We start from the raw sequence: 22,790 nt of genomic DNA on the forward strand, positions 1-22,790 counted from the left end.
TTAATAAGCAGTTTTTAAATAGATGTTAAAAGCTATTAAATATTCCATTTTATCGTTTGTTTAGCGGTTTTTAACTGCTCTTCAGTTTGCGGTACAATCGGTGCTTGAGAATCTTGAATATATAGAGCAGATGCTACTTTGCGAGCAATTTCTCTAAAGCTTAATGCTATTTTTGATTCTGGTTCAGCGGCAACCGTTGGATTGCCATTGTCGGTTTCTTCTTGAATGCGTTTATCTAAAGGTAATGAACCTAAAAAATTCACCATATATTGTAATGACATTAATTGGGCACCGTCGTGACCAAAAATGTGTTCTTCATGACCACATTTTGGGCAAATAAACATATTCATGTTTTCAACAACACCTAATACAGGCACTTCAACTTGGTGAAACATCTTTAGGCCTTTTTTTGCATCCAATAACGCAATCTCTTGCGGAGTAGAAACAACCACGGCACCTGAAACAGGAATTTGTTGTGCAATCGTTAATTGCACGTCCCCTGTGCCAGGAGGCATATCAATCACTAAATAATCCAGTTCTGGCCACTCAGTGCTAAACAGTAAGGTTTTAAGTGCAGAGTCTAGTTGTGCACCTCGCCAAATGAGAGGGGTGTCCTCACGAGTAATATGATTGGCAATCGTTGCTATTTGTATTCCATGAGCTTCAATAGGTTTGATTTTATCGCCGTTAATTTCTGGCCTCTCATTATCAATACCAAACATTTTTGCCTGGCTTGGGCCATATAAGTCCGCATCCAAAACCCCTACCTTTGCACCTTCTGCTTCTAAAGCCAATGCCAGGTTTGCGGTTACGGTTGATTTACCAACACCTCCCTTTGCTGAAGAAACCGCAATAATGTTTTTAACATTTACCAGGGCTGGTTGTTCTTTAGGGATACGCTGAGATGGTTTGATTTGATATGAATAAGAGATATTGAGAGGCTCTTTGTTCATTAAGGCTTCTTGAATTGTTTGAGTTAATACTTGTTCATTGCCTTTAGCTGGATAGGGTAGCGCTATTTGAATTGTATTCTTGTCAATAGTGACTGCGTCAAGTTCCTGTAGAGTTTTTCCAAGGTAAGGTTCATTAATTGAGCCAACTATTTCAAGAGTGTGATTATCCATAATCTGTCTATTCCAATAACGTAAAAGTAAAAGGTGATTGTACAAGGCTTATAGAATATTGAAAATAAAGGATTTTGATGTTTACCAATAAAGCAAAGTAATTAATGTAAAAAAATTACACGTATGAGTTGCTTTACGTATTAATAAATATTAATATGGATATTGAAAAATTTAATAAAGGTGAAAAAAATGAAAAAAATAATGATATTAGTAGCAGTAGCGTTATCTTTTCCAGGTGCTGTTTTAGCAGATACTTGGGCTTTTGATAGCAATGAAAAAATTGGAAAAACAGATACGGTAATGTTAGTAGAAACCTATAAGAATCAAAATCTGAGTTGGGCGTTTGATAGTCAATGCCCTAAAGTTTACGGAATTGATTATGATTCATATTCGTTTAAGTAATGATTAGATAGTATTTTGTAAAGACAGTATAAATTTTAAGTAAAAAAAAGCCCCAATTCATTTGGGGCTTTTTTATTAAAGAGCGTTAAAAAAATTAACGTTTCTTTTAGTGCTGGTGACCACCATCACCATGAGCGTGACCATGCTCAATTTCTTCAGGTGTAGAATCACGTAAGCCAACAACCTCAACTTCAAAAGTTAAGGCTTCACCAGCTAAAGGGTGATTACCATCAACAGTGACTTGATCGTCTTCAATGTGAGTGATTTCTACAGAGTGCATTCCTTGTTCAGATTGTGCTTCAAAACGCATTCCAATTTCTAGTTCATCAACACCCTGAAACATTGAGCTTGGAACGGTTTGAACTAATGCATCAACACGTTCACCATAAGCTTGATCTGGGGCAATGGTTGTTTTGAATTTATCACCCACTGCTTTACCTTCAAGTTCAGATTCTAGACCAGGAATTAAATTGTTATGACCATGCAAATAAGCCAATGGGTTACCGTTTGAGGCATCAATTTGCTCGCCATGTTGGTTTGTAAGCGTGTATTCGATTAATGCCACTTTATCTTTTTGAATGCTCATTGCGATTGTCCTAATTTTTGAGGTTTTTGAATAAACTCATTACTCTGTTTGAGCTTTTTGAGCTTAGTAGAAAAGATATTCAATTGAATAAAATATGTGAGAGATATGATAACGTTTCATTTTCATTTGTACATGTTTTAGACGTATTTATTCCTTGAAGTTTGCTCATTTTTTTAGCAAAAATGTCTTAACAGTCTCTTAAATGGTAGATATTAGAAGTAAAGATGGCTATTTACTTGAGATGTGCCGTTATAACCAAAAGCTTAATAACCACTTTTGATTTAAAACAGGTATTATAAAGACCTTTGCACGAGTGCATCTACGTTTAAAAATGGTTGAAATCTGCGAAATTCTTTCACATTTTTAATTCGTACCTTACTCGTGGAAAGGCCTCTATAAGCCAATCAATTTTCACTTAATTTGGAGTTCACACTATGTTGTGGTTAAAAACGTTTCATATTTTATTTATGATGTCTTGGATGGCTGGGATTTTTTATCTGCCTAGAATTTTTGTACATTTTGTTGAGGGTAAAGAAGCCGGACAAGACGTTACACGTTTAGCTATTATGGCCAAAAAATTGTATGGTTTTATGACGATTATGATGATGTTAGCTATTGGAACGGGTATTTGGCTATGGTTGGCGTATTTTCCTATAGCTCAGGGCATGGGTTGGTTGCATGCCAAAATTGTCTTTGTACTGTTAATGTTGGCTTATCATATGTGGACTAAAAAGCGTATGAAAGAGATGCAAGAAGGGCATTTAGATCACAGCGGTGTGTATTATCGTTGGGCAAATGAAATTCCATTGGTTTTAGTAACCATTATTCTTATTTTGGTGGTGGTTAAGCCTTTTTAATAAATTAGCAACCATCTTAATAAAAAGCCGTTTTACCAGGCCTGGTAAAACGGCTTTTTTGTTTTTTGCTGTTACATAAGGTTACATAAAAGTTAAATAAATTAAGTACTACATTCACTTAAAACTCATACCTTAGGCGAACATTTGCTGTAAATACCGAAGAGTCAATTTGTATATTTTCTGCATCATAAACAGGATGTTTAAACCATTGTAATGAAGGCGTAATGTGCCAGTTTTGATTAATGGGCACATTCCAATAAGTTTCAACTGTTTGTGCAGGTTGTTGAGCAATTGGTAAACGCTCAGAAAATAGGGTTTCAGTGTAACCAATGCCAATATTTCCGTTTACTGTATTTAACTGATAGGCGATTGAGAAAAATTGAGCTGCTGAAGAGACTTCTGGATTAGCAATACCAAAACGAGCTTCTAGCTGATGATCCTTATAGAGATAACCACTGGTTAAATAGCCCCCGTAGTTAGATAAATTATTTTTTTGGATAAGATTTTGATAGTTATCTAAAGCCTCATGTTTACCATTATGTAGCCATGCCCCCGTATTTATAAAAAAATTATCGCTTTTATATTGAAATTCAATAGCACTAAATAAGCCTTTATTATCTTCATTCATTTCAAACAAACTTGCATAGTTACGACTATTGTTGTCTGCAATACCGTGGGTTGATGATACAAAAAGTCGAGTAGAAATCTCTTGAGTTATTTGCCAATCAATTGCACTACCGAGTACATAGTCAGGAAAGTCAATTACAGGATTATTTACCAAAGATGCACTAATGAAATTATGGTTTTCATCATTCATAATTTCACTGCCATCAAGAAAAGAGGTTGCGTCAACTAAGCCTAATGTAATGTTTAATTGACTATTAATGTCGTGTCTATAATTAAGCTCTGACACCTGAATACGTCCTTGCTCTTTATTATTTAAAGACGAACCCGCATCAGCGTTACTATCTTGAATAAGCGTAGAAATGCCATTTTTGCTTGGTGTACTTGAGGCCTCTATATGTAATGTAAACGCACCATTTTGTGTGGGTTGTAAGAGGGTTAAATCAGCTGAAACCGTTGTGTTAGCTTTGAGTACAGCTTGATTAGCGTATTGTTGAATAACGTTAATGCCACCTTCAATACTTGTTGGTTGAAAGCTATAAACCATTGGCGAAGCTAAGGCGCTTAAAGCGGCTATAGCTGATTTTAATAAGATGGTTAACTTTGACTTTAAGTTACATGTATTTAAGAAAAAAGGTGGGCTGCCAGCACAAAGCATATTAATTTCTACTTAATGGTAATAATGATTCTTATTTACATATGGTAAAGAATCCGCTACTATTTTGTCAATTACAAATGAGAATTATTTTTATTTGTTTAGCGGTATTAAATAGGAGTTAATTATGAAAATTCAGTTAAGTCTTGAATTGGTAGAGCAACTTCTTGTTTCGGGAGTTTTAAGGCCTTGCGATATCATGAGTTTAGATATTGAAACCCGTAATGAGTTAAAAAAGCTTTGTTTAAAAATGAGTGTGCCCAAAGCTTGCCAAAGTTGTGAACACAGAGATACTTGTTATTCTCCAGCAGTGCGTTTTGTTTTAAAAGATATTGATTTTTCTTTGCAATAGACTATATCTCGAATCAATTTTTTCTTAATTTGGGTAAATCAGTTAAAATACGCCCATTCAAAAAATTAAGAGAATGGTGTTATGTCTAAATCACAACCTACAGTTGGCGTTATTAGTTTAGGTTGCCCAAAAGCAACGGTTGATAGCGAACGTATATTGACTCAGTTAAGAACTGAAGGTTATCAGCTTACCAATAGCTATCAAGATGCTGATACAGTGATTGTAAATACCTGTGGTTTTATAGATAGTGCGGTGCAAGAGTCCTTAGATACGATTGGCGAAGCGTTACAAGAAAATGGCAAGGTCATTGTGACAGGGTGTTTAGGCGCTAGAGCAGATGAAATTACCGAAGTACATCCTAAGGTTTTAGCGGTTTCTGGCCCTGCAGCTTATGAAGAGGTATTGTCTGCAGTACATGACGTTATTGCACCGCCTGCACATAATCCATTTATTGATTTAGTACCAGCTCAAGGTATTAAATTAACGCCAAAACATTTTGCTTATTTAAAAATCTCCGAAGGTTGTAATCATCGCTGTACTTTTTGCATTATTCCTTCAATGCGAGGTGATTTAGTGAGCCGTCCTGTGGCCGATGTCATTAATGAAGCCAAACGTTTAAAAGAAGCTGGTGTTAAAGAGTTATTAGTGGTTTCTCAAGATACAGCCGCTTATGGTGTAGACGTAAAATACAAAACAGAATTTGCAGAAGGACGTCCAACCAAAACTTCTATGGTCGGGTTATCTGAAGCCTTAGGTGAAATGGGTGGCGTGGATGAGTTTTGGATTCGTTTACATTATGTTTATCCTTATCCAAATGTTGAGGAAGTGATTCCTCTGATGGCAGAAGGCAAAATCCTACCTTATTTAGATATGCCATTACAGCATGCAAATCCTCGTGTTTTAAAAGCGATGAAACGCCCTGGTAATGTTGAGAAAACTCTTGAACGTATTAAAAAATGGCGTGAAGCTGTGCCAGATTTAACAATTCGTTCTACTTTTATTGTTGGCTTCCCTGGTGAAACGGAAGAAGAGTTTCAGGATCTTTTAGACTTTTTAGAAGAAGCCCAATTAGATAGAGTTGGTTGTTTTCAATATTCTCCAGTGACAGGAGCGGTGGCGAATGACATTGCTGAGCAAGTACCAGATGAGATTAAACAAGAGCGTTATGACCGTTTTATGCAATTACAGCAACGTATTAGTGCTGAAAAAATGCAGGCTAAAGTTGGCAAGGTCATGAAAGTATTGGTAGATGAAATTGATGATAAAGGTGCGGTAGCCCGTTCAATGGCTGATGCTCCTGAAATTGATGGAATGGTCTTTATTGATGATGCTTTTCACTTACAGCCGGGTGAATTTGTCACGGTAGAAATTATTGGTGCCGATGAATATGATTTGTGGGCAAAACCAGTAGATGAGTTTGTAGCGCAAGAGAGTTCATATATTGAACTTGGATGAGAACTCTAATTAAGCTTGTTAGATTTAGCTTAGCTTAATAAAGCACTATCTTTTAATGCAGTCGGCTAGGGCTTTTTATTATCGTCTGTTTTCAAAAAAATTAAGAATTAAAAGAGAGTTCTTCAATAGGCTTAGGTTTATCAAATAAGAAACCTTGAAGGATTGGACATCCTAATTCGATTAAATAGTCTTGTTGTTGTTTGGTTTCTACGCCTTCAGCGATCGCTCTTAAACCTAAGGCTGTTGCTAGGGCTAAAATTGTTCTTACTATTGCTTCATCATTGGAGTCTTTAAGCATATCTCCAACAAATGAACGGTCTATCTTTAGCCAGTCGATAGGTAATTGTTTTAAATAATTCAATGAAGAATAGCCTGTTCCAAAGTCATCTATGGCAAAAGTAATGCCGAGCTCTTTAAGTTGATTGATTTTATCGACTACTTTATCCATGTTTTTCATCAACAAGCTTTCGGTGATTTCTATGTTTAATTGATTAGGAGGGCATTGATAGGTATCGATAGCATGGCAAACCATTTCTACAAAATCATGACGACTAATCTGCTGTTCATTGATATTTACAGCAATTGTTAGGTGTTTAGTGTCTTCATCTTTAGACCATATTGAAAGTTGTTTACAGGCTTTTTGAATAACCCATTGTCCAATTTTCACAATTAATCCAGATTCCTCAGCGATTTGAATAAACTCATTGGGAAGTAATAAGCCTCTTTGAGGATGCTGCCAGCGCAGCAGTGCTTCATAACCGACAGTTTTTTCATGAATGTCTACTTTGGGTTGATAAAAAACGACAAACTCTTCAAATTGTATGGCATGGCGTAATTCACTTTCAATTTGGCTTCGGACTCTAATGGATTCTTGCATGCTGGGGTCAAAAAATCGGACAGTATTACGTCCCTCTGATTTTGCTTGATACATCGCTAAATCGGAACGAATCATCATATCTTCAATACTTTCTTTATTGTCGGTAAAAAGGCTTATGCCTATACTGGCACTGATAGGGTATTCAGTACCTTTATTCAAGAAAGGTTGAGAGAGTTGTTTAAGGATTTTATCTGCAGTAATTTTTGCATGCTTAGCAGCCTCATCACTCTTGAAGCCAAGACCTTCGAGGAGAATGACAAATTCATCACCACCATTTCTTGATACTGTATCCCCCTCTCTGACAACTTGAACCAATCTCTCGCCAATTTGAATAAGCAGTAAATCACCAACATCATGGCCTAAAGTGTCATTTAAGTTTTTAAAATGATCTAGGTCGATAAATAGAAGGGCAAAATAACTGTTATGTCGAGTACTGTAAGCTCTTGCCTGTTTTAGATGATCATTCAATAGACGACGATTTGCTAGGCCTGTTAGTGGGTCATAAAAGGCGAGTTTTTTTATTTGTTCTTCGTTTTCTTTGGATGAGGTAATATCATCAAAGGTAGATACGTAGTGGGTTACCTCATCGTTTTCATCTTTTATGGCTGTTATAGTTTGACCAACAGGAAACATTTCACCATTTTTTCTTTTATTCCAAATTTCTCCCTGCCAATATCCATGGGTGTTTAAATGTTCCCATAGTTCTCTATAAAATTCATTATTGTGATTTCCTGATTTAATGAGTCTAGGGGTTTGACCAATTGCTTCTTGTGCTGAGTAACCTGTTAAACGTGTATAAGCATTATTTATTTTGATAATATTTTGATCTTTGTCGGTAATAAAAATCGCTTCTTGAGTGTCGAAGGCGACAGCAGCAATCTTTGAAGATTCATTGTTTTTTTCGAGTTTTTGATAGCTTTCATGTAAGCGTCTATTGGTGGCAAATACTAATATTATTAGAATAATAATTATGGTGATTAATAAAGCTAAACTGATAATTTCTGTTCTACGCTGAGACCATAAGTCATAAAATGTAATTTCTTGAATATTGTCATATGGGTAGACTTTTAAGGTTCTTAATACTTCTCTAACAGGCTCGTAATCCGCAGGGATTCTAAAGCCCTGAATATTGATTGCTTGTGCTACTTTACCATTATGGGGTAAAGCTAAGAGTGCTCCGGCAACTTTTGCTGCAAGGCCTTCTCCAACATATGGCATTGAAGCAAATGGCCACTCCGGGTAGAGTCGAGTTGAGTGTAAAAAAGGGAAATCACTTTTTTCCTGGAGATTAAGTACTTTCAAGTCATTATGTTGAATCTTACCTTGTTTTTCCATACTTTCTAAAACACCACTGCGAACGAAAGCCGCATCAACCTCACCGTTTAGTAATGCAATAATGGCGTTATCATGAGGCATTTTGGTGGTTTTGATATGAATTTCATCTGGTACTCTGATGCCAGATTTTAAGAGCTCATAAGCTTGCATCTTGTAACCACCAAACGATTTTGTGGAGGGTGTTGCAATGGTTTTTCCAATTAAGTCTTTTAAGGTTTGAATGTTTTTATTATGATTTTTTACCAGAATGCTGCCTGCAAAGTTACGTACAGCATGCCCACTTTTTTTATTGATTAATGTCGCAAGAGGCGCAGAAAGATTGGTGTTATGAGCTAATTGAATGTAGTGCGAAGAATTGGTGAAAACAAAATCGATGCTTTTATGTTTTATGGCATCTTCTAAGTCTCCATAGTTGAATGCCTTTAATTCAAATTTAACGTTTGGAATAGTTTGATTGAGGTAATTAATTAAGGGTTGCCACTTTGCTTCAATAATCGGTATAGGACGAAATGCAAGAATACCAATAGAAACTTTTTCTGTAGCGTGTGCAAGACTAGGTATGATTAATTGAGAAAACAGTATTGTATAAATCAACCAGTTTTGTATTTTTAACATCGAATTGCCTTGATAAAATCGACTTAACAAAATAAATTTTAAGAAAAGTTAGTAATGTGCGAATTATAATACCTTACTTTTACTAGGTGAATATAGGTAATGTTCTATATATAATAATTCGCTAATCTCTTGTTTTTCATAAGGATGCATGTTTAGGCCATAGCAAAATGAATAGAGCAAATAGACCGAACACCGAGTATTGTGAATCTTTTAAAGCAATTGTTTCTTACCAACCAACATGGATGGTATTGGGAACAATGCCGAGCGTTGAATCCCTTAATCAGAACTTTTACTATGCTCACCCAAGAAATCTTTTTTGGCCTATTATGCAAAGCATAACCAGTAAGTCAGTTGAAACCCAAGCCGATAAAGTGAATTTGATAAAAACAACAGGCCTGGTGCTTTGGGATGTGTTAGCCAGTTGTGACAGGGTTGGTAGCTTGGACAGTGCGATTAAACAACCGGTTGCTAATGATTTTGAAACTCTATTTAAGCGTTTTACCAGCCTTAAAACTGTAGTGTTTAATGGTAAAAAAGCCCAACAACTTTTTAAACAGCACGTGATTAACAAGCAATCTATTCCTTCGGATATTGAGTATCTTGTATTGCCATCAACCAGTCCTGCTAATGCCGCTATGTCAACTAAAGATAAACAGTTGTTTTGGCAAGAAAAACTATCTCATTTAGTATAAAATACCGCTCTTAATCAATTTAGCACTCAAATCTTTAAATTTGATAACCTAAATTTACAAATCTAATTTTTTCATCAACTTATTATTTTGGAGATTTGCCTTGGAAGCAGAAAATCAAAAAGTTGTATCTGAGCTGTTATCACCAGCCGGTACCTTTAAAAACATGGAATACGCCTTTGCCTATGGAGCAGATGCCGTTTATGCAGGTCAACCACGCTATAGCTTACGTGTAAGAAATAATGAGTTTGATGAAGAAAATTTAGCAAAAGGTATTGCTCGTGCCCACGAGTTAGGTAAGAAGTTTTATGTAGTGAGTAACATTGCCGCACATAACTCTAAAGTAAATACCTACATGAAAGACATTGAACCAGTCATAGCGATGAAGCCAGATGCCTTGATTATGTCTGACCCAGGTTTAATTGCCATGGTGCATGAAAAGTTTCCAGAACAAGAGATTCATTTATCGGTTCAGTCAAATGCAGTGAACTGGGCTACGGTTAAATTCTGGTATCAAAACGGCGTACGTCGTGTGGTATTGTCTCGTGAATTATCGATTGCAGAGATTCGTGAAATCCGTGAAAAAGTACCAGAGATGGAGCTTGAAGTGTTTGTTCATGGTGCTTTATGTATTGCCTATTCAGGTCGTTGTTTATTGTCTGGTTACATTAATAAACGTGATGCTAACCAAGGAACTTGCACTAATGCTTGTCGTTGGAACTACAACACCTATGAAGCGAAAGAAGATGTAACTGGTGATATTGTTGGTACACCACGCATTGAAGTGGCCAATATCACAGACTTAACTGGTAGTACTGAGCGTGAAGCACCTGAAGTAACAAGCTATTCACCAGAAGCAACCGTCACGCAAGAACCTACATTGGGCATTGGTGAAACCACAGAAGTGGCCATGTTGCTTGAAGAAGAAGGGCGACCTGGCGAATTGATGCCTGCGTTTGAAGATGAACATGGTACTTATATCATGAACTCTAAAGACTTACGCGCCGTTGAACTGATTCCTGAATTGGTTGATATGGGGGTTCACTCACTTAAAATTGAAGGTCGTACCAAATCACATTATTATGTGGCGCGTACTGCCCAGGTATATCGTAAAGCGATTGATGATGCCCTTGAGGGTAAAGAGTTTGATCAAACCTTACTAACTGATTTAGAGAGTTTAGCAAGCCGTGGTTATACCGAAGGTTTCTTGCGTCGTCACGTGCATTCTGAATACCAAAACTATGAATATGGTGTCTCTAAATCAGAACGCCAACGTTTTGTAGGTGAAGTGACAGGGGTGGTTGAACGTAATGGTAAATCATTCTTAGAAGTAGATGTTAAAAACAAATTCTGCGTAGGTGATTCAATTGAAATCATGAGTCCTGCAGGTAATGTCTCTATGGTATTAGACCATATGCAAACACACCATGATGAAGTGGTTGATTGTGCTAAAGGTTCTGGTTGGTTGGTTAGAATTCCTAACCCATTCAAAGACTTGGATGAATCTGTACTTAAGTTTTGTTTAGTGATGCGTAATGAATCTTGGGGTGGAGATGTTAAGCGTGATTCGGCCGCTAAAAAAGTTAAAGAAGAGCAAGAAGCTAAAGATTTAATTAATCGCTCTGCGGCAAAGGCAAACGGATAATTTCATGGCGTTAAAGATTCTTAAAGGCTGTATTAATTGCGATATGTGTGAGCCTGAATGCCCAAATAAAGCAATTTATATGGGTGAGAAAATCTATGAAATCAACCCTGATTTATGCACTGAATGCGTTGGGTTTTATGATAACCCAACCTGTATTAGTGTATGTCCTTTGGATGTCATTATTACCGATCCAGATAGAGTTGAAGATCACGATACGCTTTATGAGAAGTTCACTGAACTTGTTAAAAGCGATAAAATTTAAAAAATGTCTAAATCAAATGCCACATTTAATGTGGCATTTTTTTGTCTAAAATTAGGCTGACTATTTTAAATATGCGGCAAGGTTTACCTGAATCTGCATAACGGTTAAGATGTTTTAAAAATTACTACTTGAAAGTGTGTAAATACAAGGAATTGCCATGACACCTAAATTAGAGCTCATTAGTTTTAAGCTATGTCCATTTGTTCAAAGAGCCGTGATTGTTTTAAAGCAAAAAAATATTGATTTCGATATTACCTATATTGACTTAAATAATCCCCCAGAATGGTTTAAAGAGGTTTCTCCTTTAGGGCAGGTTCCGGTTTTAAAAGTGGGTGATGAGGTACTATTTGAGTCTTCTGTAATTCAAGAATATGTAGATGAAATCACACCGCCTTCATTGCAACCCAATGACCCATTAATTAAAGCCAAAAACCGTGCTTGGATTAGTTTTGGTGGCGATATTTTAATGGCAATGCACTCAATGGTTACCCATAAAGACGAGGCGATTTCAAATGAAAAACGCAGTGTGGTTTTACAAAAACTGCAACAACTCGAAGCGGTGCATTCTGGTGGCTCTTATTTTAACGGTGAAGAGTTTAATATGATTGATGCGGCTTATGCTCCCATGTTTATGCGTATCGACTTTATTAAAAACCTTACGGGTGTCGATGTATTAGCTGAAACACCAAAGCTTGCTAATTGGTCAAAAAAATTATTGGCTATGGAGAGTGTTAAAGAGTCTGTAGTGCCTGAATTACCGGTAATGTATAAAGGCATGATGAAACATATGGATGGTTATCTAGCCACGCTTTTAAAAGAATAAAATACACTCTTAAAAAGACATGCAGATGATCAAATTATCACTAACTCACTTAATTAAATATCCTCTGCTGTCTTTTTCTCTAACCTCTGTTTTACTCACTTCTCCTATACAAACTTGTTTTGCAGAAGATTCATTGCATAACCAAGTTTCTAACCAAGCTTTTTCAAATTTATTTGTGAGTCATTCGTCTTTTTTAAAAGATGAATCGGCCTGGATTGGTCAGCGTATTTATCAAAACGAATGTGCAGCAAATCCAAAATATTTAACCTATTGGGGCAAGGGTGAGGATTTTCCATCATTGGGTATAGGCCATTTTATTTGGTACCCAGGCCAGGTAAAACAGACATTTCAAGAAACCTTCCCTCAAATGGTCGCTTTTGTTTCTCAATACAAAACGCCGCCTGTTTGGTTAACGCAATTAAAACCGTTTAAAGCTCCATGGCAAACTAAGGATGAGTTTTATCAGGCCTGGTCAAATAAGCCAATGCAGGAGTTAAGAACTTGGTTATTAGAAACCCAACCTTATCAAGCAGAGTTTATTATTCAGCAATCTCAACTTAGGCTGTCCAAAGCACTTGAACAAATGACGGGTAGCAAAGCTAAAAACGCTAAGGATTATCAGCAAATGTTGAATAAGTTATTTGCTTTTAAAGAAGGGCGGTTTGCTGTGATTGATTACATTAACTTTAAAGGCGTGGGTAATGCTTCAGAACAATATCAAGGTGAGCAATGGGGGCTGTTTTCTGTTTTATCAGACATGCTACTTCAACCTAATATTTTAAATGAGGACTCAACGGTTTTGTTACAACAGTTTGTAAAGTCTGCTAAAACTCGTTTGAGTTTAAGGGTGAAACTTGCTCCAATACAGAGAGATGAACAACGCTGGTTAAGGGGTTGGTTTACACGTTTAGATGGGTATTTGTTAACTGATTAGCTTATTTAGTTTGAATGGATTATTCATTAAAGTATTTGGAGAAATAAGAGGTTACAAACAAAAATGCCCTTGAAATAGAACAAGGGCATTTTATTATTTAACTTAATTAAATGGGTTTAATCTTTAAGTGAGTAAACAATCATAGATTTTAAACTCTCTTCTTTTTAAAATTCTGCCCATTCATCACTATTGCCTTTTGGTGAGTCATGTTCTTTCGACTTAGAGTCCATAGGGCTCTTTATAGCTGATTTAGCCGTATCTACTTTAGTTGCTTTAACTTCTGGTAACTTAGGTTGTGATTTTGGCTTATTAGCTTCAATAGAAGTTGGAGTATGTTTTACTGACTTCACTTCTTCAGAGCCATAATCTCTAGCTGGTTTAACCATGTTACTTGCCGTTAAGTTTGTTTTGAAGAAAGACATGTTTTTATTTAAATCACTTGCCTGCTGACGCATATTGTTGGCTGACATAGTCGTTTTATCAACCAAACTTGCATTAGCCTGGGTGGCAGAATCGATATCACTAATTGCCTGGTGAACCTGAGAAACACCTTCTGCTTGCTCTTGTGATGCACTGTTAATTTGGTGAATCATTTCTGCAACATCATTAATTGATTGTGTAATCTCACGAATAACATCACCGGATTCACTGGCAAGTTTAGTTCCTTGGCCAATTCTCTGAACACTAGAATCAATTAAGGTTTTAATATCTTTAGCCGCATCAGCTGATTTTTGAGCTAGGGCACGTACTTCTCCTGCAACCACAGCAAATCCTCTACCGTGTTCACCTGCACGAGCTGCCTCAACCGCTGCGTTTAACGCCAATAAGTTGGTTTGGAAAGCAATACTGTCAATTAAGGTAACAATATCTGCAATTTCGTTACTTGAAGCTTGAATACTGTTCATGGCTTCAATGGTGCGATTCATAACCTCACTCGCTTGTTCAGATTCGGTTTGTACTTTTTCAACAACTTCTGAAGCTTGTAAGGCATTTTCTGTATTGTTTTGAACCGCGGCATTCATCTCTTCCATAGTGGCCGAAGTCTCTTCAATAGCCGCTGCTTGCTGTTGAACTTTTTCACTTAGAACAGTGGCATCTTGAGATAGGCTGTTGGCTTCATTATTAACCACAACACCTGATTGCACGGCTTCAGAAACTATGCCAGATAGTCTATTAATAGATTGGTTTGTGGCATCTTTAAGTAACAGTAAGTCACCTTGATACTGATTAACAATGGTTTGAGTTAAATCACCAGAGCTTAATGCTGTTACAACCTGTGAAATATCTTTAATGGCCGAATTTAAACTCTGCAAGGACTCATTAATATGGGTTTTAAGAATATTTAAATCACCATTAGCCTCAATTTGGACTTGGGCATCAAACTTACCTTGTTGCATTTCCATCATTACATGATTGATTTCAGAAATAACCAAGTTAGTTTCACTAAAGGCTTGTTGGGCATTTTCAAGCATGGCTTTGTAACTACCTTTTGAATTACCCACATTAATCTGTGTATTGTAGTTTCCTTCTTTCATGGCAAGCATCGCCTCTGAAAGATGGTTCATTACCGATGAAATAGCTTCTGTACTTGAATTAATACCTGTTTTTAAGGCGTCTAAATCACCATTATAGCTACCAGTAATACGATGAGTGAAATCACCTTGCGAGATTGCGTGCACGGTTTGGTTGGCATCTTTTAACGCTAGACTAATTTGATCCAAAAGTTTATTGATTGCTTCAGACGTTTTACCAACTTCATCATTTGATGAAACCGTATTTCTGATGCTGAAATCACCCGATTGTAGTACATTTGCAGTTGTTTCTTGTACCGCTTTAAGAGGGTTAATAACTAAGCGGCTAACAATCATAATAATACTTACAGTGAGTAATAAGATGGCAAGAATAATTCCAGCTAAAGAAATTTGTGCTGATGTAATGGCTGCATTAATAGGTGCGTCATATTTTGCTTTATCGATAATAAATAAATTACGTCCAAAAACCTCTCCAGCTGCATCTAAAGCAGGGATGTCAATAATCATCTCATTGCCAGCGGCATAGACAGAATTATGTTTGCCATCTACAGGTTTAAAGGATTTTTTAGCGAAATCAACAACCTCTTTAGGAAACCATTTATTATTTGCTAAGATGTATTTTTTAGAGAATGACGTATTGTTATCGATAACAGGCATATCACCGTAACGTTTTTTAATATAGTCTTTATCCACTAACATGACCCATTTGCCTTCATGGTCTTTTTCAAATGCTTTACGCACTGAAGCCAGTCCTTGAATCATGGCAATCATTCCGTAAAACTCACCATCATGAATCACAGGTGAAATAGCTATAACAGAAACACCTCTCGCACCAATGCCTAGAGAACCGTATGCTTGCTTTTCTTTCATTACATCTCTAATAATTGGGTTGTTAGTGAGGTTTTGTCCATAACTATTTGCATCCCAAGATTTAACCAAAGCTCTACCATCAGCGGTAATTATCTGTGTTTGAATATTTTTGTAACCTGTTTGGTTTTTAAACTGATTACGTATGTTTGTAACAACCGGAATAATGTTCGCTCGTTCTTCAACCTCAAGGGCATCTACAAAACCTTTTTCTATTGATAATGCGGTTGATCCTAAAATTCCGGCTTGAACTTTTAGATTAATTTGAGCATTTATGTAGCCGGTCATTTGACTAATAACCCGTTGCTCTTCTTTCTTTTTGATTGGAACAATAGAGGTGTTGTAAATCACCACTCCTAAAATAATAGACGCTATAACTCCAATAGATAGGAGAAAACGAGAACCTTTGTTTTTAATGAGTAGTTATTAAGCATGGCTTCTGACCTTTAAAATCATGAGTGTAGTTTTGTGCAATTTCGGTTGTGTTAAATAGGTATCACTATAAAATGACAAAGAATTATTTTAATTTGGCATTTTGTTCATTTGGTAGCAAGCACAGTTGATGCCAATCACTCAAAGGAAGCAGGCGTGAGCCATATAAAAACGGTATTTTTATCAACAAGACCTAGTTTTTTAATATTAAGCCTGTCTATAGTAACACTTGCAGCCTCCATCGCACATTTTGAAGGAGCTGTTTGGCACTGGTCATTATTTTTAATAACCTTGTTAGCAGCCGTTTTATCGCATGCTGCAGTGAATTTATTAAATGAATATCAAGATAATCTCTCAGGTCTTGACTTTATTACCCATAAAACCCCTTTTAGTGGTGGCAGTGGCTCTTTACAACAAAATCCTCAGGCGGCAAAAAGCGTATTGAATACCTTTAAATTTATAATGGTTATTTTATTTGTCGTGGGTTTGTATATTGTTTATGCCATTGGTTGGCAAATATTACCGTTAGGAATTTTAGGTATAGTACTGGTTATATTTTATACAAATACGATTACCCAATATCCTTGGCTATGTTTGATTTCTCCAGGCCTGGCATTTGGGCCAATAATGCTATTGGGTTGTTATTTTGTTTTTTCCGGTCACTTTTCATTGTTGGCGTTAGCGTTATCTATGGTTCCATTCTTTTTAGTGAATAATTTGCTTTTACTTAACCAAGTTCCAGATTTACAGGCAGACAAGAAAGTAGGACGTTTTAATATACTGATGAAAGTTGGTGTAAAGCAATCAATGTATATTTTTAGCTTATTTGAATTACTGGCATTATTTACCCTGATTTTATCTATGATTTACTTTGACCTGCCAGATACTCTATTGCTTGGAGGGATTGGTTTTATTTTAGCTTTACCCATGATTATAATTGCTTTAACACACTATCAACAGCTCGATAAACTTATGCCAGCCTTAACAATGAATGTCATAATAAATCTGTTAACACCTATGCTTATTGCAGTAGGTTTATGGCTAGCTAAAACGTAAAAAATTGAAATAATCTTGCTCAACTTAAATGACTAAAGTTGGTTAAGATATTGCAAACTTCATCATTATTAGGATAAAAAAATGCACTATAAAACATTATTGGATTTTGTTGGAAACACACCACTTGTTAAATTACAGCGAATTGTTAATAACTCTACCAATAGTGTTGTATTAGCTAAACTTGAAGGAAATAACCCCGCCGGTTCTGTAAAAGATCGACCTGCTGTCAATATGATTAAACAGGCTGAGTTAAGAGGCGATATTGCTCCTGGTGATACTTTAATAGAAGCGACTAGCGGCAATACAGGTATTGCATTGGCAATGGCCGCGGCAATGATGGGTTATAAAATGAAATTAATCATGCCAAATAATATGAGTATGGAGCGAAAAGCCTCTATGGCAGCATACGGTGCTCAATTAATTGAGGTGACTAAAGAAGAAGGCATGGAAGGTGCACGTGATTTAGCCGATAGAATGGCCGCTAATGGCGAGGGAGTTGTATTAGACCAATTTTCAAACCCAGATAACCCGTTGGCACATTATCATTCAACAGGCCCTGAGATTTGGCATGATACTGAAGGTAAAGTAACTCACTTTGTGAGTGCCATGGGAACCACAGGAACCATTATGGGAACATCAATGTACTTAAAAGAGCAAAGCTCTAATGTGCAAATTGTGGGAGTACAACCAGAAGATGGTGCAGCGATTCCAGGGATTAGACGTTGGCCAGCTGAATATATGCCTAAAATTTATGAATCGACCCGTGTTGACCGTATTATTGATATGTCTCAAACCTTAGCCGAAAACACTATGCGTGAACTAGCAATAAAAGAAGGGATTTTTGGCGGTGTATCATCTGGCGGGGCTTTGGCGGCCGCATTACAGGTTGCTAATGAAGTTGAAAATGCGGTAATCGTCACAATTGTGTGCGATCGTGGCGACCGCTATCTCTCTACAGGTGTGTATAATTCCTAAGATAAGTATTCTGATTCACTTAAAATACTCGGTTAAATTAATATTTCAAAACATAGCTAGGAAATCCGTTACATGGCAAGAGAAATAGAACGTAAGTTCTTAATGAAAAATCAAGATTGGAAAGCATTGGCCTATAAAAAGACGCATTTTGCTCAAGGCTATCTAAATGATATCGCCGACACTTCTGGTAAAAGCTCTGTTAGAGTCAGACTTGAAGGTGATAAAGCCAATATGAATATTAAAAGCCTAGAGATTGGTTTAAGCCGTGATGAATATGAATATGATATTCCTTACTCTGATGCAGAAAAAATGTTGGCAACACTTGCTGTTGGGCCAGTTATTGAGAAATACCGCCATTTAGTAAAGGTTGATAACCATATTTGGGAAATTGACGAGTTTTTAGGTGATAATGCAGGCCTGGTAATTGGTGAAGTTGAGATGGAATCTGAAGCAGACCGAGTAACTATTCCAGAATGGGCGGGCAGAGAAGTGACAGAAGAGGTACGTTTTTACAACATTAGTTTAAGCAAACGACCTTTTAATGATTGGAGCGAAGATGAAAAACAGTAAATTAAATGGTGTTCAAGCTAATTTGACTCACAAAGTGTTGAAACAGCAAATGGTTAAATTTCGTTATTCAGCTATTGTCGGTGCTGTTTTAGCTTTGAGCTCGAGTTTAAGTTATGCAAGTGACTTAGGTTTGAAAGATGTGTATCAAATGGCCTTACAGCACGATGCTAAATTGGCTCAAGCCGAATCGCAATTTAATGCTGATTCTGAATCTGTTGCTACGGCAAGATCTGCTTTATTGCCAAAAATTACTGCTGATGGTAGCTACTTTGTAACGGATAGTAGCTTCGATGCTGCAGATAACCATGCTCGTGATTTGTCGGTAACTTTGAACCAATCTCTTTATCAGCACGAATCTTGGGCTCGATATAAACAAGCTAAATACGGTATCGACTTAGCCGATGCCACTTTAAAAAATGCTCAACAAGATTTGATTTTACGTGTTACTAAAGCCTATTTTGACGTCTTATTAGCTCAGCAAAATTTACGTTTATCTCAAACTAAAGAAAAAGCTGATTACACTAACTATGAAACCGCACAGGCTTCTGCTGAACTAGGGCTTTCGAGTAAAGTAGATGTATTGCAAGCCAAATCAAGTTATGACCTGTCAAAGTCAGAAACCATTAGTGTCGAAAATAGTTTAAATGTGGCTTTAGAAGCTTTATCTAAACTTACTGGACAACCCGTTACACGTTTTGAAAATCACGGTTTAAAAGAGTTAATGTCTAACGTGGTTTTACCTCAAGAAACGCGTTCTGTAGAAGATCTTGTGAAACAGGCTGAAACCAACAACCTTCAGGTCAAGCAATCTGAGGCTCAATTATCTAGTGCAGCTGAAGAAATTGAAGTACAGCGTGGTGGATATTGGCCAACGGTTGCTCTGCAGGCTAAATATTCAGACAGCGCATATTCTGATTACAATACTACTTATACCAGTAATTTTAATGATAAAAATACCACTTCTGTTGGTGTTGTCGTTTCCATGCCTTTATATTCTGGCGGGGGGACTAACTCTCAAGTAGCTGCGGCAAAATACAAAACTATGGCATCTCAAGAAGCTTTAAGAGACGCAAAAGAGAGTGCCAAGCTAAACGTAAGAACTCAAAAACGTAATTTAGAGCAAGGCCATAAATTGATTGCGGCACTTCGTGAAGCGGTAAAGTCTAACGATGCATTTTTAGAGTCGGCAGAGGAAGGTTACAAGGTTGGTTTAAAAAGTATGCTAGAAGTCTTAACCGCTAGAACCAATCAAACCAGTGCTCATAAAAATTTAATAGAAGCCATTCATAATCAAGTGCTTAACGAGCTTAACTTACAAGCTAGTTTGGGTGATTTAACGGTTGACGATATCATGAAATACGAACCTTTATTAAAGTCGGTTAACTGATTTTTATGTTGTTACCTGTTTTAAAATTGATGTGTAAGGTTGTGTAGCTTGGGTATACAACTTAGCGTTGGCCGCCGCCAATTTGTTAAAAATGGGCTTAAATCTTGCGGTTTATTATCTGTGTCCAGCCTGGCCGCTTGCTATTCAGCACCGCCCAAAAATGAGATTCTTGTGGGGGTGACTTCTCGCCCTAGAATGTTAGACCCTCGTAAAGCCACCGATGCATTATCTAGCCGAATTAACCGCTTACTTTATCGTCAACTAATCGATTTTAATGATCGATTTGAAACCATCCCCGATTTAGCTACCTGGCAACAAATAACCAGTACTCGATATGTGTTTACCTTGCAAGAGCAGTCTAAGTTTCATGACGGACAAACGTTAACCGCAGAAGATGTTGTAGCAACGTATCAAAGTATTTTAGATCCAGATTTTGGTTCTGCTCATCGTGGATCTTTGAAAGGTATTATCTCGGTAAAATCGCTTAATGAGCAGCAAGTTGAGTTTGTTTTAGATAAAGAAGACGCTCTTTTTGTAGGTCGGTTAGTGATTGGTATCTTGCCTAAGTCGTTGATTGAACAGCAACATGAGTTTCAAAAACAACCGATTGGTTCGGGTGATTGTGTGTTTGTTTCCTTAACAGAACAACGGCTGGTTATAAAACGACTTAAAGACCAAGTAGATTTAGTTTTTATTCCTGTAAAAGATGCCACAGTAAGAGTGTTAAAGCTTAAAAAAGGTGAGTTAGATATTGTACAAAATGATCTCTCTCCTGAGTTGGTTCAATATTGCCAAAAGCAACCTGAGTTAAGGGTTGATTGGCACAGTGGCACAAACTTTGGTTATATTGGTTTTAACTTTGAAGATCCTCTAATTTCACAATTTGCGTTACGAGCCGCCATTGCTCATGGCATTGATAGACAAGCGATTATTAATGCGATGTTTTCTGGACATGCACGTTTGGCAGGTGGTTTATTGGTACCAGAACACTGGTGTGGTGTGCAAGATATGCCGCAGTATGAATATAATCCACAAAAAGCCAAATCCTTGCTTAAAACACTAGACCTAGACAAATTACCAGGCCTGGTAAAAATGGATGAAAACAATGACCCGATTATCGAGTTAAGTTATAAAACCTCAAATGATCCAACGCGAATTCGTCTAGCTACGATTTACCAATCGCAACTTAAAAAAATCGGGATTCATTTAAATATACAAAGTTATGACTGGGGTACCTTTTACAGCGATATTAAAAAAGGGCGTTTTCAATTATATAGTTTGGCTTGGGTTGGAATTAAAAGCCCGGATATTTTTCAGTATGTGTTTGATTCTGATGCAATTCCTCCAAAAGGGGCAAATAGGGGGCGTTACAAGGATGCCAATGCAGACAAACTTATCCGTTTAGCAGGTAAAGCTCAAAGTCTAGAGGAGCAAGCAAAACTCTATAAAGAGTTACAACGTTATTTGCAAAAAACATTAGCAACTATGCCGCTCTGGTATGAAGATCAATATTCGGTAATGCGTAACAATATGAAAGGCTATCAACTCTATGCTGATGGTCGATTAGATGGGCTGTTAAATTTAACAAAACAGTAAAAATGGCATTTACAGTCAGTGTAAATTTACAATTAATGTAGCTTAAATTAAAACCTCTTTTAACACATATTGTTTAGTGACTAAAAGAGGTTTCAGTTGAAAGAAATAAAAGCTATGCAAATAGCTGGTGCTTTTATTTATCGGCCACGACGTCCACCTCTAGTTGTAGTGTTAGTCGTGCTACTAGTTGTTTCAGAGGTATTAGTATTTTCAGTTTCTGAACTTGAATTAACAATAGCATCAAACTCTTCTTGGCTAATATGTGTAGGCGTGTATTCAAATCCACCGTTAACAATTAAACTATAAAAACTTCTTAAATGGTTTTTTGAACCTTTAAGCAAGTTGTTGTAAACATTAACAATGTCTGATTTCTTAATAATATTTAATTGGTTGTTTAAGTCAGCAATGTCTAGCTCTTCTATTTCTGCTCCAACCATTAATGCAGCTTCATAACTTTCTGATCCAGTTTTGACTAATGCGGCGTAAAGTTCAGTAAATGCAGGGTCTGTAAATTCACCAATTGCGTCATTGGTTACAGGGTCGCTAATCCCATATTTGACAAGTAAGTTCGCAACAGAATCGGTGTGTTTTTGTTCTGAGCTAGCGATATTTTGAAAAATAGGCATTCCCCAAACGTCGTAAAGCGTTAGATAAACATCACGTGCTAATTTCTCTTCTTCTCGCATAAACTTTAGGCTGGTTTCTTCAAAGCTTGTTAAAGCTGAAGTTGTGGCTGTTTGGTTGGTTTGCGTTGAGTTTTGTGAGCTCCACTTTCCAGCTAAAGCATAAGGACTGCTCATGGCTAAAAGAGCAAGTGAGATTAGAGTGGTTTTAATCATTGGTGTTTTCATTTTTACCTTCTTTAATATCTTAGTTATCTTTATTGATAAGTTGATACTGAAATTAACGGTCAAAAATGAGGGAAGGGACTTTAGAAGAGATTCAGATGTTTTTTCTCTCTATTTGGCAACCGGCTGTCTTATTTAATCATTAAGACCCTTGGCTTTCCGTCCTTGCTTCACAACAAGTTTGGCACAACAAGTTTTTACCTCAGCAATGGTGTTTGGTGTTTTTGCTGAGTTAGGCTTAGTTTAGAATCTAATTTTGTGAATAAATATCACCTGTTAGGGTGAAATGTGA

20 protein-coding genes and 1 riboswitch are annotated in these 22,790 nt (G+C 36.8%); of the genes, 14 read left to right on the forward strand and 6 right to left on the reverse strand.

Annotated features, from left to right (window positions below):
- Positions 1-35: 35 nt before the first annotated feature.
- Entirely contained in the window at positions 36-1,124 is a 1,089-nt protein-coding gene (apbC, locus tag ACORJQ_RS06915) for an iron-sulfur cluster carrier protein ApbC (protein ID WP_321323136.1), read from the reverse strand.
- A 189-nt stretch (positions 1,125-1,313) separates the two neighbouring features.
- Between apbC and ACORJQ_RS06920 the strand changes: the two genes are divergently transcribed.
- Entirely contained in the window at positions 1,314-1,526 is a 213-nt protein-coding gene (locus ACORJQ_RS06920; protein ID WP_321323138.1) for a hypothetical protein, read from the forward strand.
- A gap of 106 nt (positions 1,527-1,632) precedes the next feature.
- On the opposite strand, the gene ACORJQ_RS06925 is transcribed toward ACORJQ_RS06920, so the two are convergent.
- The gene (locus tag ACORJQ_RS06925) at positions 1,633-2,112 is read right to left on the reverse strand and encodes an FKBP-type peptidyl-prolyl cis-trans isomerase (protein ID WP_321323140.1); all 480 of its coding nucleotides are present in this window, start codon (positions 2,110-2,112) and stop codon (positions 1,633-1,635) included.
- A gap of 434 nt (positions 2,113-2,546) precedes the next feature.
- Between ACORJQ_RS06925 and ACORJQ_RS06930 the strand changes: the two genes are divergently transcribed.
- The gene (locus ACORJQ_RS06930; protein ID WP_321323142.1) at positions 2,547-2,969 is read left to right on the forward strand and encodes a CopD family protein; all 423 of its coding nucleotides are present in this window, start codon (positions 2,547-2,549) and stop codon (positions 2,967-2,969) included.
- Positions 2,970-3,087: 118 nt separating this feature from the next.
- Here the strand turns inward: ACORJQ_RS06930 and ACORJQ_RS06935 are convergent, their stop codons facing one another.
- Positions 3,088-4,140 (reverse strand): carbohydrate porin, encoded by a 1,053-nt coding sequence (locus ACORJQ_RS06935; RefSeq protein ID WP_321323144.1) that lies wholly within the window; start codon positions 4,138-4,140, stop codon positions 3,088-3,090.
- A gap of 235 nt (positions 4,141-4,375) precedes the next feature.
- Here ACORJQ_RS06935 and ACORJQ_RS06940 point away from each other — a divergent pair, with 235 nt between their 5' ends.
- Both ACORJQ_RS06940 and rimO read left to right on the forward strand, forming a co-directional pair.
- Entirely contained in the window at positions 4,376-4,600 is a 225-nt protein-coding gene (locus ACORJQ_RS06940) for a hypothetical protein (protein WP_321323145.1), read from the forward strand.
- Positions 4,601-4,681: 81 nt separating this feature from the next.
- On the forward strand, positions 4,682-6,055 hold the full coding sequence (rimO, locus tag ACORJQ_RS06945; RefSeq protein ID WP_321323147.1) for a 30S ribosomal protein S12 methylthiotransferase RimO: 1,374 nt from the start codon (positions 4,682-4,684) through the stop codon (positions 6,053-6,055).
- A gap of 100 nt (positions 6,056-6,155) precedes the next feature.
- Here the strand turns inward: rimO and ACORJQ_RS06950 are convergent, their stop codons facing one another.
- Entirely contained in the window at positions 6,156-8,882 is a 2,727-nt protein-coding gene (locus tag ACORJQ_RS06950) for an EAL domain-containing protein (RefSeq protein WP_321323149.1), read from the reverse strand.
- A gap of 167 nt (positions 8,883-9,049) precedes the next feature.
- On the opposite strand from ACORJQ_RS06950, the gene ACORJQ_RS06955 reads away from it, so the two are divergent.
- From ACORJQ_RS06955 to ACORJQ_RS06975, 5 genes are all read left to right on the forward strand, one after another.
- Positions 9,050-9,574 (forward strand): DNA-deoxyinosine glycosylase, encoded by a 525-nt coding sequence (locus ACORJQ_RS06955; RefSeq protein WP_321323151.1) that lies wholly within the window; start codon positions 9,050-9,052, stop codon positions 9,572-9,574.
- Between the two features lie 163 nt (positions 9,575-9,737).
- The gene (gene yegQ / locus ACORJQ_RS06960; protein WP_321326854.1) at positions 9,738-11,216 is read left to right on the forward strand and encodes a prephenate-dependent tRNA uridine(34) hydroxylase TrhP; all 1,479 of its coding nucleotides are present in this window, start codon (positions 9,738-9,740) and stop codon (positions 11,214-11,216) included.
- 4 nt (positions 11,217-11,220) lie between these two features.
- Positions 11,221-11,478, forward strand: a complete 258-nt coding sequence (locus tag ACORJQ_RS06965; protein ID WP_321323153.1) for a YfhL family 4Fe-4S dicluster ferredoxin — start codon at positions 11,221-11,223, stop codon at positions 11,476-11,478.
- Between the two features lie 157 nt (positions 11,479-11,635).
- Complete coding sequence (locus tag ACORJQ_RS06970) at positions 11,636-12,301, forward strand: glutathione S-transferase family protein (protein WP_321323155.1); 666 nt, start codon at positions 11,636-11,638, stop codon at positions 12,299-12,301.
- 25 nt (positions 12,302-12,326) lie between these two features.
- Complete coding sequence (locus ACORJQ_RS06975) at positions 12,327-13,235, forward strand: hypothetical protein (RefSeq protein ID WP_321323157.1); 909 nt, start codon at positions 12,327-12,329, stop codon at positions 13,233-13,235.
- 164 nt (positions 13,236-13,399) lie between these two features.
- On the opposite strand, the gene ACORJQ_RS06980 is transcribed toward ACORJQ_RS06975, so the two are convergent.
- Positions 13,400-15,922 (reverse strand): methyl-accepting chemotaxis protein, encoded by a 2,523-nt coding sequence (locus ACORJQ_RS06980; protein ID WP_321323159.1) that lies wholly within the window; start codon positions 15,920-15,922, stop codon positions 13,400-13,402.
- Between the two features lie 300 nt (positions 15,923-16,222).
- Here ACORJQ_RS06980 and ACORJQ_RS06985 point away from each other — a divergent pair, with 300 nt between their 5' ends.
- From ACORJQ_RS06985 to ACORJQ_RS07005, 5 genes are all read left to right on the forward strand, one after another.
- Positions 16,223-17,122: a prenyltransferase gene (locus ACORJQ_RS06985; protein ID WP_321323161.1), complete on the forward strand. Its 900-nt coding sequence runs from the start codon at positions 16,223-16,225 to the stop codon at positions 17,120-17,122.
- Between the two features lie 81 nt (positions 17,123-17,203).
- Positions 17,204-18,097, forward strand: coding sequence for a cysteine synthase CysM (cysM, locus tag ACORJQ_RS06990; RefSeq protein ID WP_321323163.1), 894 nt, complete (start codon positions 17,204-17,206; stop codon positions 18,095-18,097).
- 72 nt (positions 18,098-18,169) lie between these two features.
- Positions 18,170-18,667: a CYTH domain-containing protein gene (locus tag ACORJQ_RS06995; RefSeq protein WP_321323164.1), complete on the forward strand. Its 498-nt coding sequence runs from the start codon at positions 18,170-18,172 to the stop codon at positions 18,665-18,667.
- Positions 18,654-20,054 (forward strand): TolC family outer membrane protein, encoded by a 1,401-nt coding sequence (locus ACORJQ_RS07000; protein ID WP_321323165.1) that lies wholly within the window; start codon positions 18,654-18,656, stop codon positions 20,052-20,054. The genes ACORJQ_RS06995 and ACORJQ_RS07000 overlap by 14 nt, the downstream gene beginning before the upstream one ends.
- 48 nt (positions 20,055-20,102) lie before the next feature.
- Complete coding sequence (locus ACORJQ_RS07005) at positions 20,103-21,650, forward strand: ABC transporter substrate-binding protein (RefSeq protein ID WP_321323167.1); 1,548 nt, start codon at positions 20,103-20,105, stop codon at positions 21,648-21,650.
- Between the two features lie 137 nt (positions 21,651-21,787).
- Here the strand turns inward: ACORJQ_RS07005 and ACORJQ_RS07010 are convergent, their stop codons facing one another.
- Positions 21,788-22,501, reverse strand: a complete 714-nt coding sequence (locus ACORJQ_RS07010; RefSeq protein ID WP_321323169.1) for a DUF2202 domain-containing protein — start codon at positions 22,499-22,501, stop codon at positions 21,788-21,790.
- Between the two features lie 111 nt (positions 22,502-22,612).
- A riboswitch (cyclic di-GMP riboswitch) is annotated at positions 22,613-22,694 on the reverse strand.
- Between the last annotated feature and the right edge of the window lie 96 nt (positions 22,695-22,790).

Source organism: Thiomicrorhabdus sp., from assembly GCF_963662555.1.
Lineage (GTDB): Bacteria > Pseudomonadota > Gammaproteobacteria > Thiomicrospirales > Thiomicrospiraceae > Thiomicrorhabdus.

Coding starts and splice junctions, on each gene's coding strand:
- ACORJQ_RS06980 (WP_321323159.1), bottom strand. CDS start 15,922: ATGACCGGCTACATAAATGCTCAAATTAATCTAAAAGTTCAAGCCGGA.
- ACORJQ_RS07010 (WP_321323169.1), bottom strand. CDS start 22,501: ATGAAAACACCAATGATTAAAACCACTCTAATCTCACTTGCTCTTTTA.
- rimO (WP_321323147.1), top strand. CDS start 4,682: ATGTCTAAATCACAACCTACAGTTGGCGTTATTAGTTTAGGTTGCCCA.
- ACORJQ_RS06970 (WP_321323155.1), top strand. CDS start 11,636: ATGACACCTAAATTAGAGCTCATTAGTTTTAAGCTATGTCCATTTGTT.
- cysM (WP_321323163.1), top strand. CDS start 17,204: ATGCACTATAAAACATTATTGGATTTTGTTGGAAACACACCACTTGTT.
- ACORJQ_RS06995 (WP_321323164.1), top strand. CDS start 18,170: ATGGCAAGAGAAATAGAACGTAAGTTCTTAATGAAAAATCAAGATTGG.
- ACORJQ_RS06930 (WP_321323142.1), top strand. CDS start 2,547: ATGTTGTGGTTAAAAACGTTTCATATTTTATTTATGATGTCTTGGATG.
- ACORJQ_RS06940 (WP_321323145.1), top strand. CDS start 4,376: ATGAAAATTCAGTTAAGTCTTGAATTGGTAGAGCAACTTCTTGTTTCG.
- ACORJQ_RS06955 (WP_321323151.1), top strand. CDS start 9,050: ATGAATAGAGCAAATAGACCGAACACCGAGTATTGTGAATCTTTTAAA.
- ACORJQ_RS06925 (WP_321323140.1), bottom strand. CDS start 2,112: ATGAGCATTCAAAAAGATAAAGTGGCATTAATCGAATACACGCTTACA.
- apbC (WP_321323136.1), bottom strand. CDS start 1,124: ATGGATAATCACACTCTTGAAATAGTTGGCTCAATTAATGAACCTTAC.
- ACORJQ_RS07000 (WP_321323165.1), top strand. CDS start 18,654: ATGAAAAACAGTAAATTAAATGGTGTTCAAGCTAATTTGACTCACAAA.
- ACORJQ_RS06935 (WP_321323144.1), bottom strand. CDS start 4,140: ATGGTTTATAGCTTTCAACCAACAAGTATTGAAGGTGGCATTAACGTT.
- ACORJQ_RS06975 (WP_321323157.1), top strand. CDS start 12,327: ATGATCAAATTATCACTAACTCACTTAATTAAATATCCTCTGCTGTCT.
- ACORJQ_RS06965 (WP_321323153.1), top strand. CDS start 11,221: ATGGCGTTAAAGATTCTTAAAGGCTGTATTAATTGCGATATGTGTGAG.
- ACORJQ_RS06950 (WP_321323149.1), bottom strand. CDS start 8,882: ATGTTAAAAATACAAAACTGGTTGATTTATACAATACTGTTTTCTCAA.
- yegQ (WP_321326854.1), top strand. CDS start 9,738: ATGGAATACGCCTTTGCCTATGGAGCAGATGCCGTTTATGCAGGTCAA.
- ACORJQ_RS06920 (WP_321323138.1), top strand. CDS start 1,314: ATGAAAAAAATAATGATATTAGTAGCAGTAGCGTTATCTTTTCCAGGT.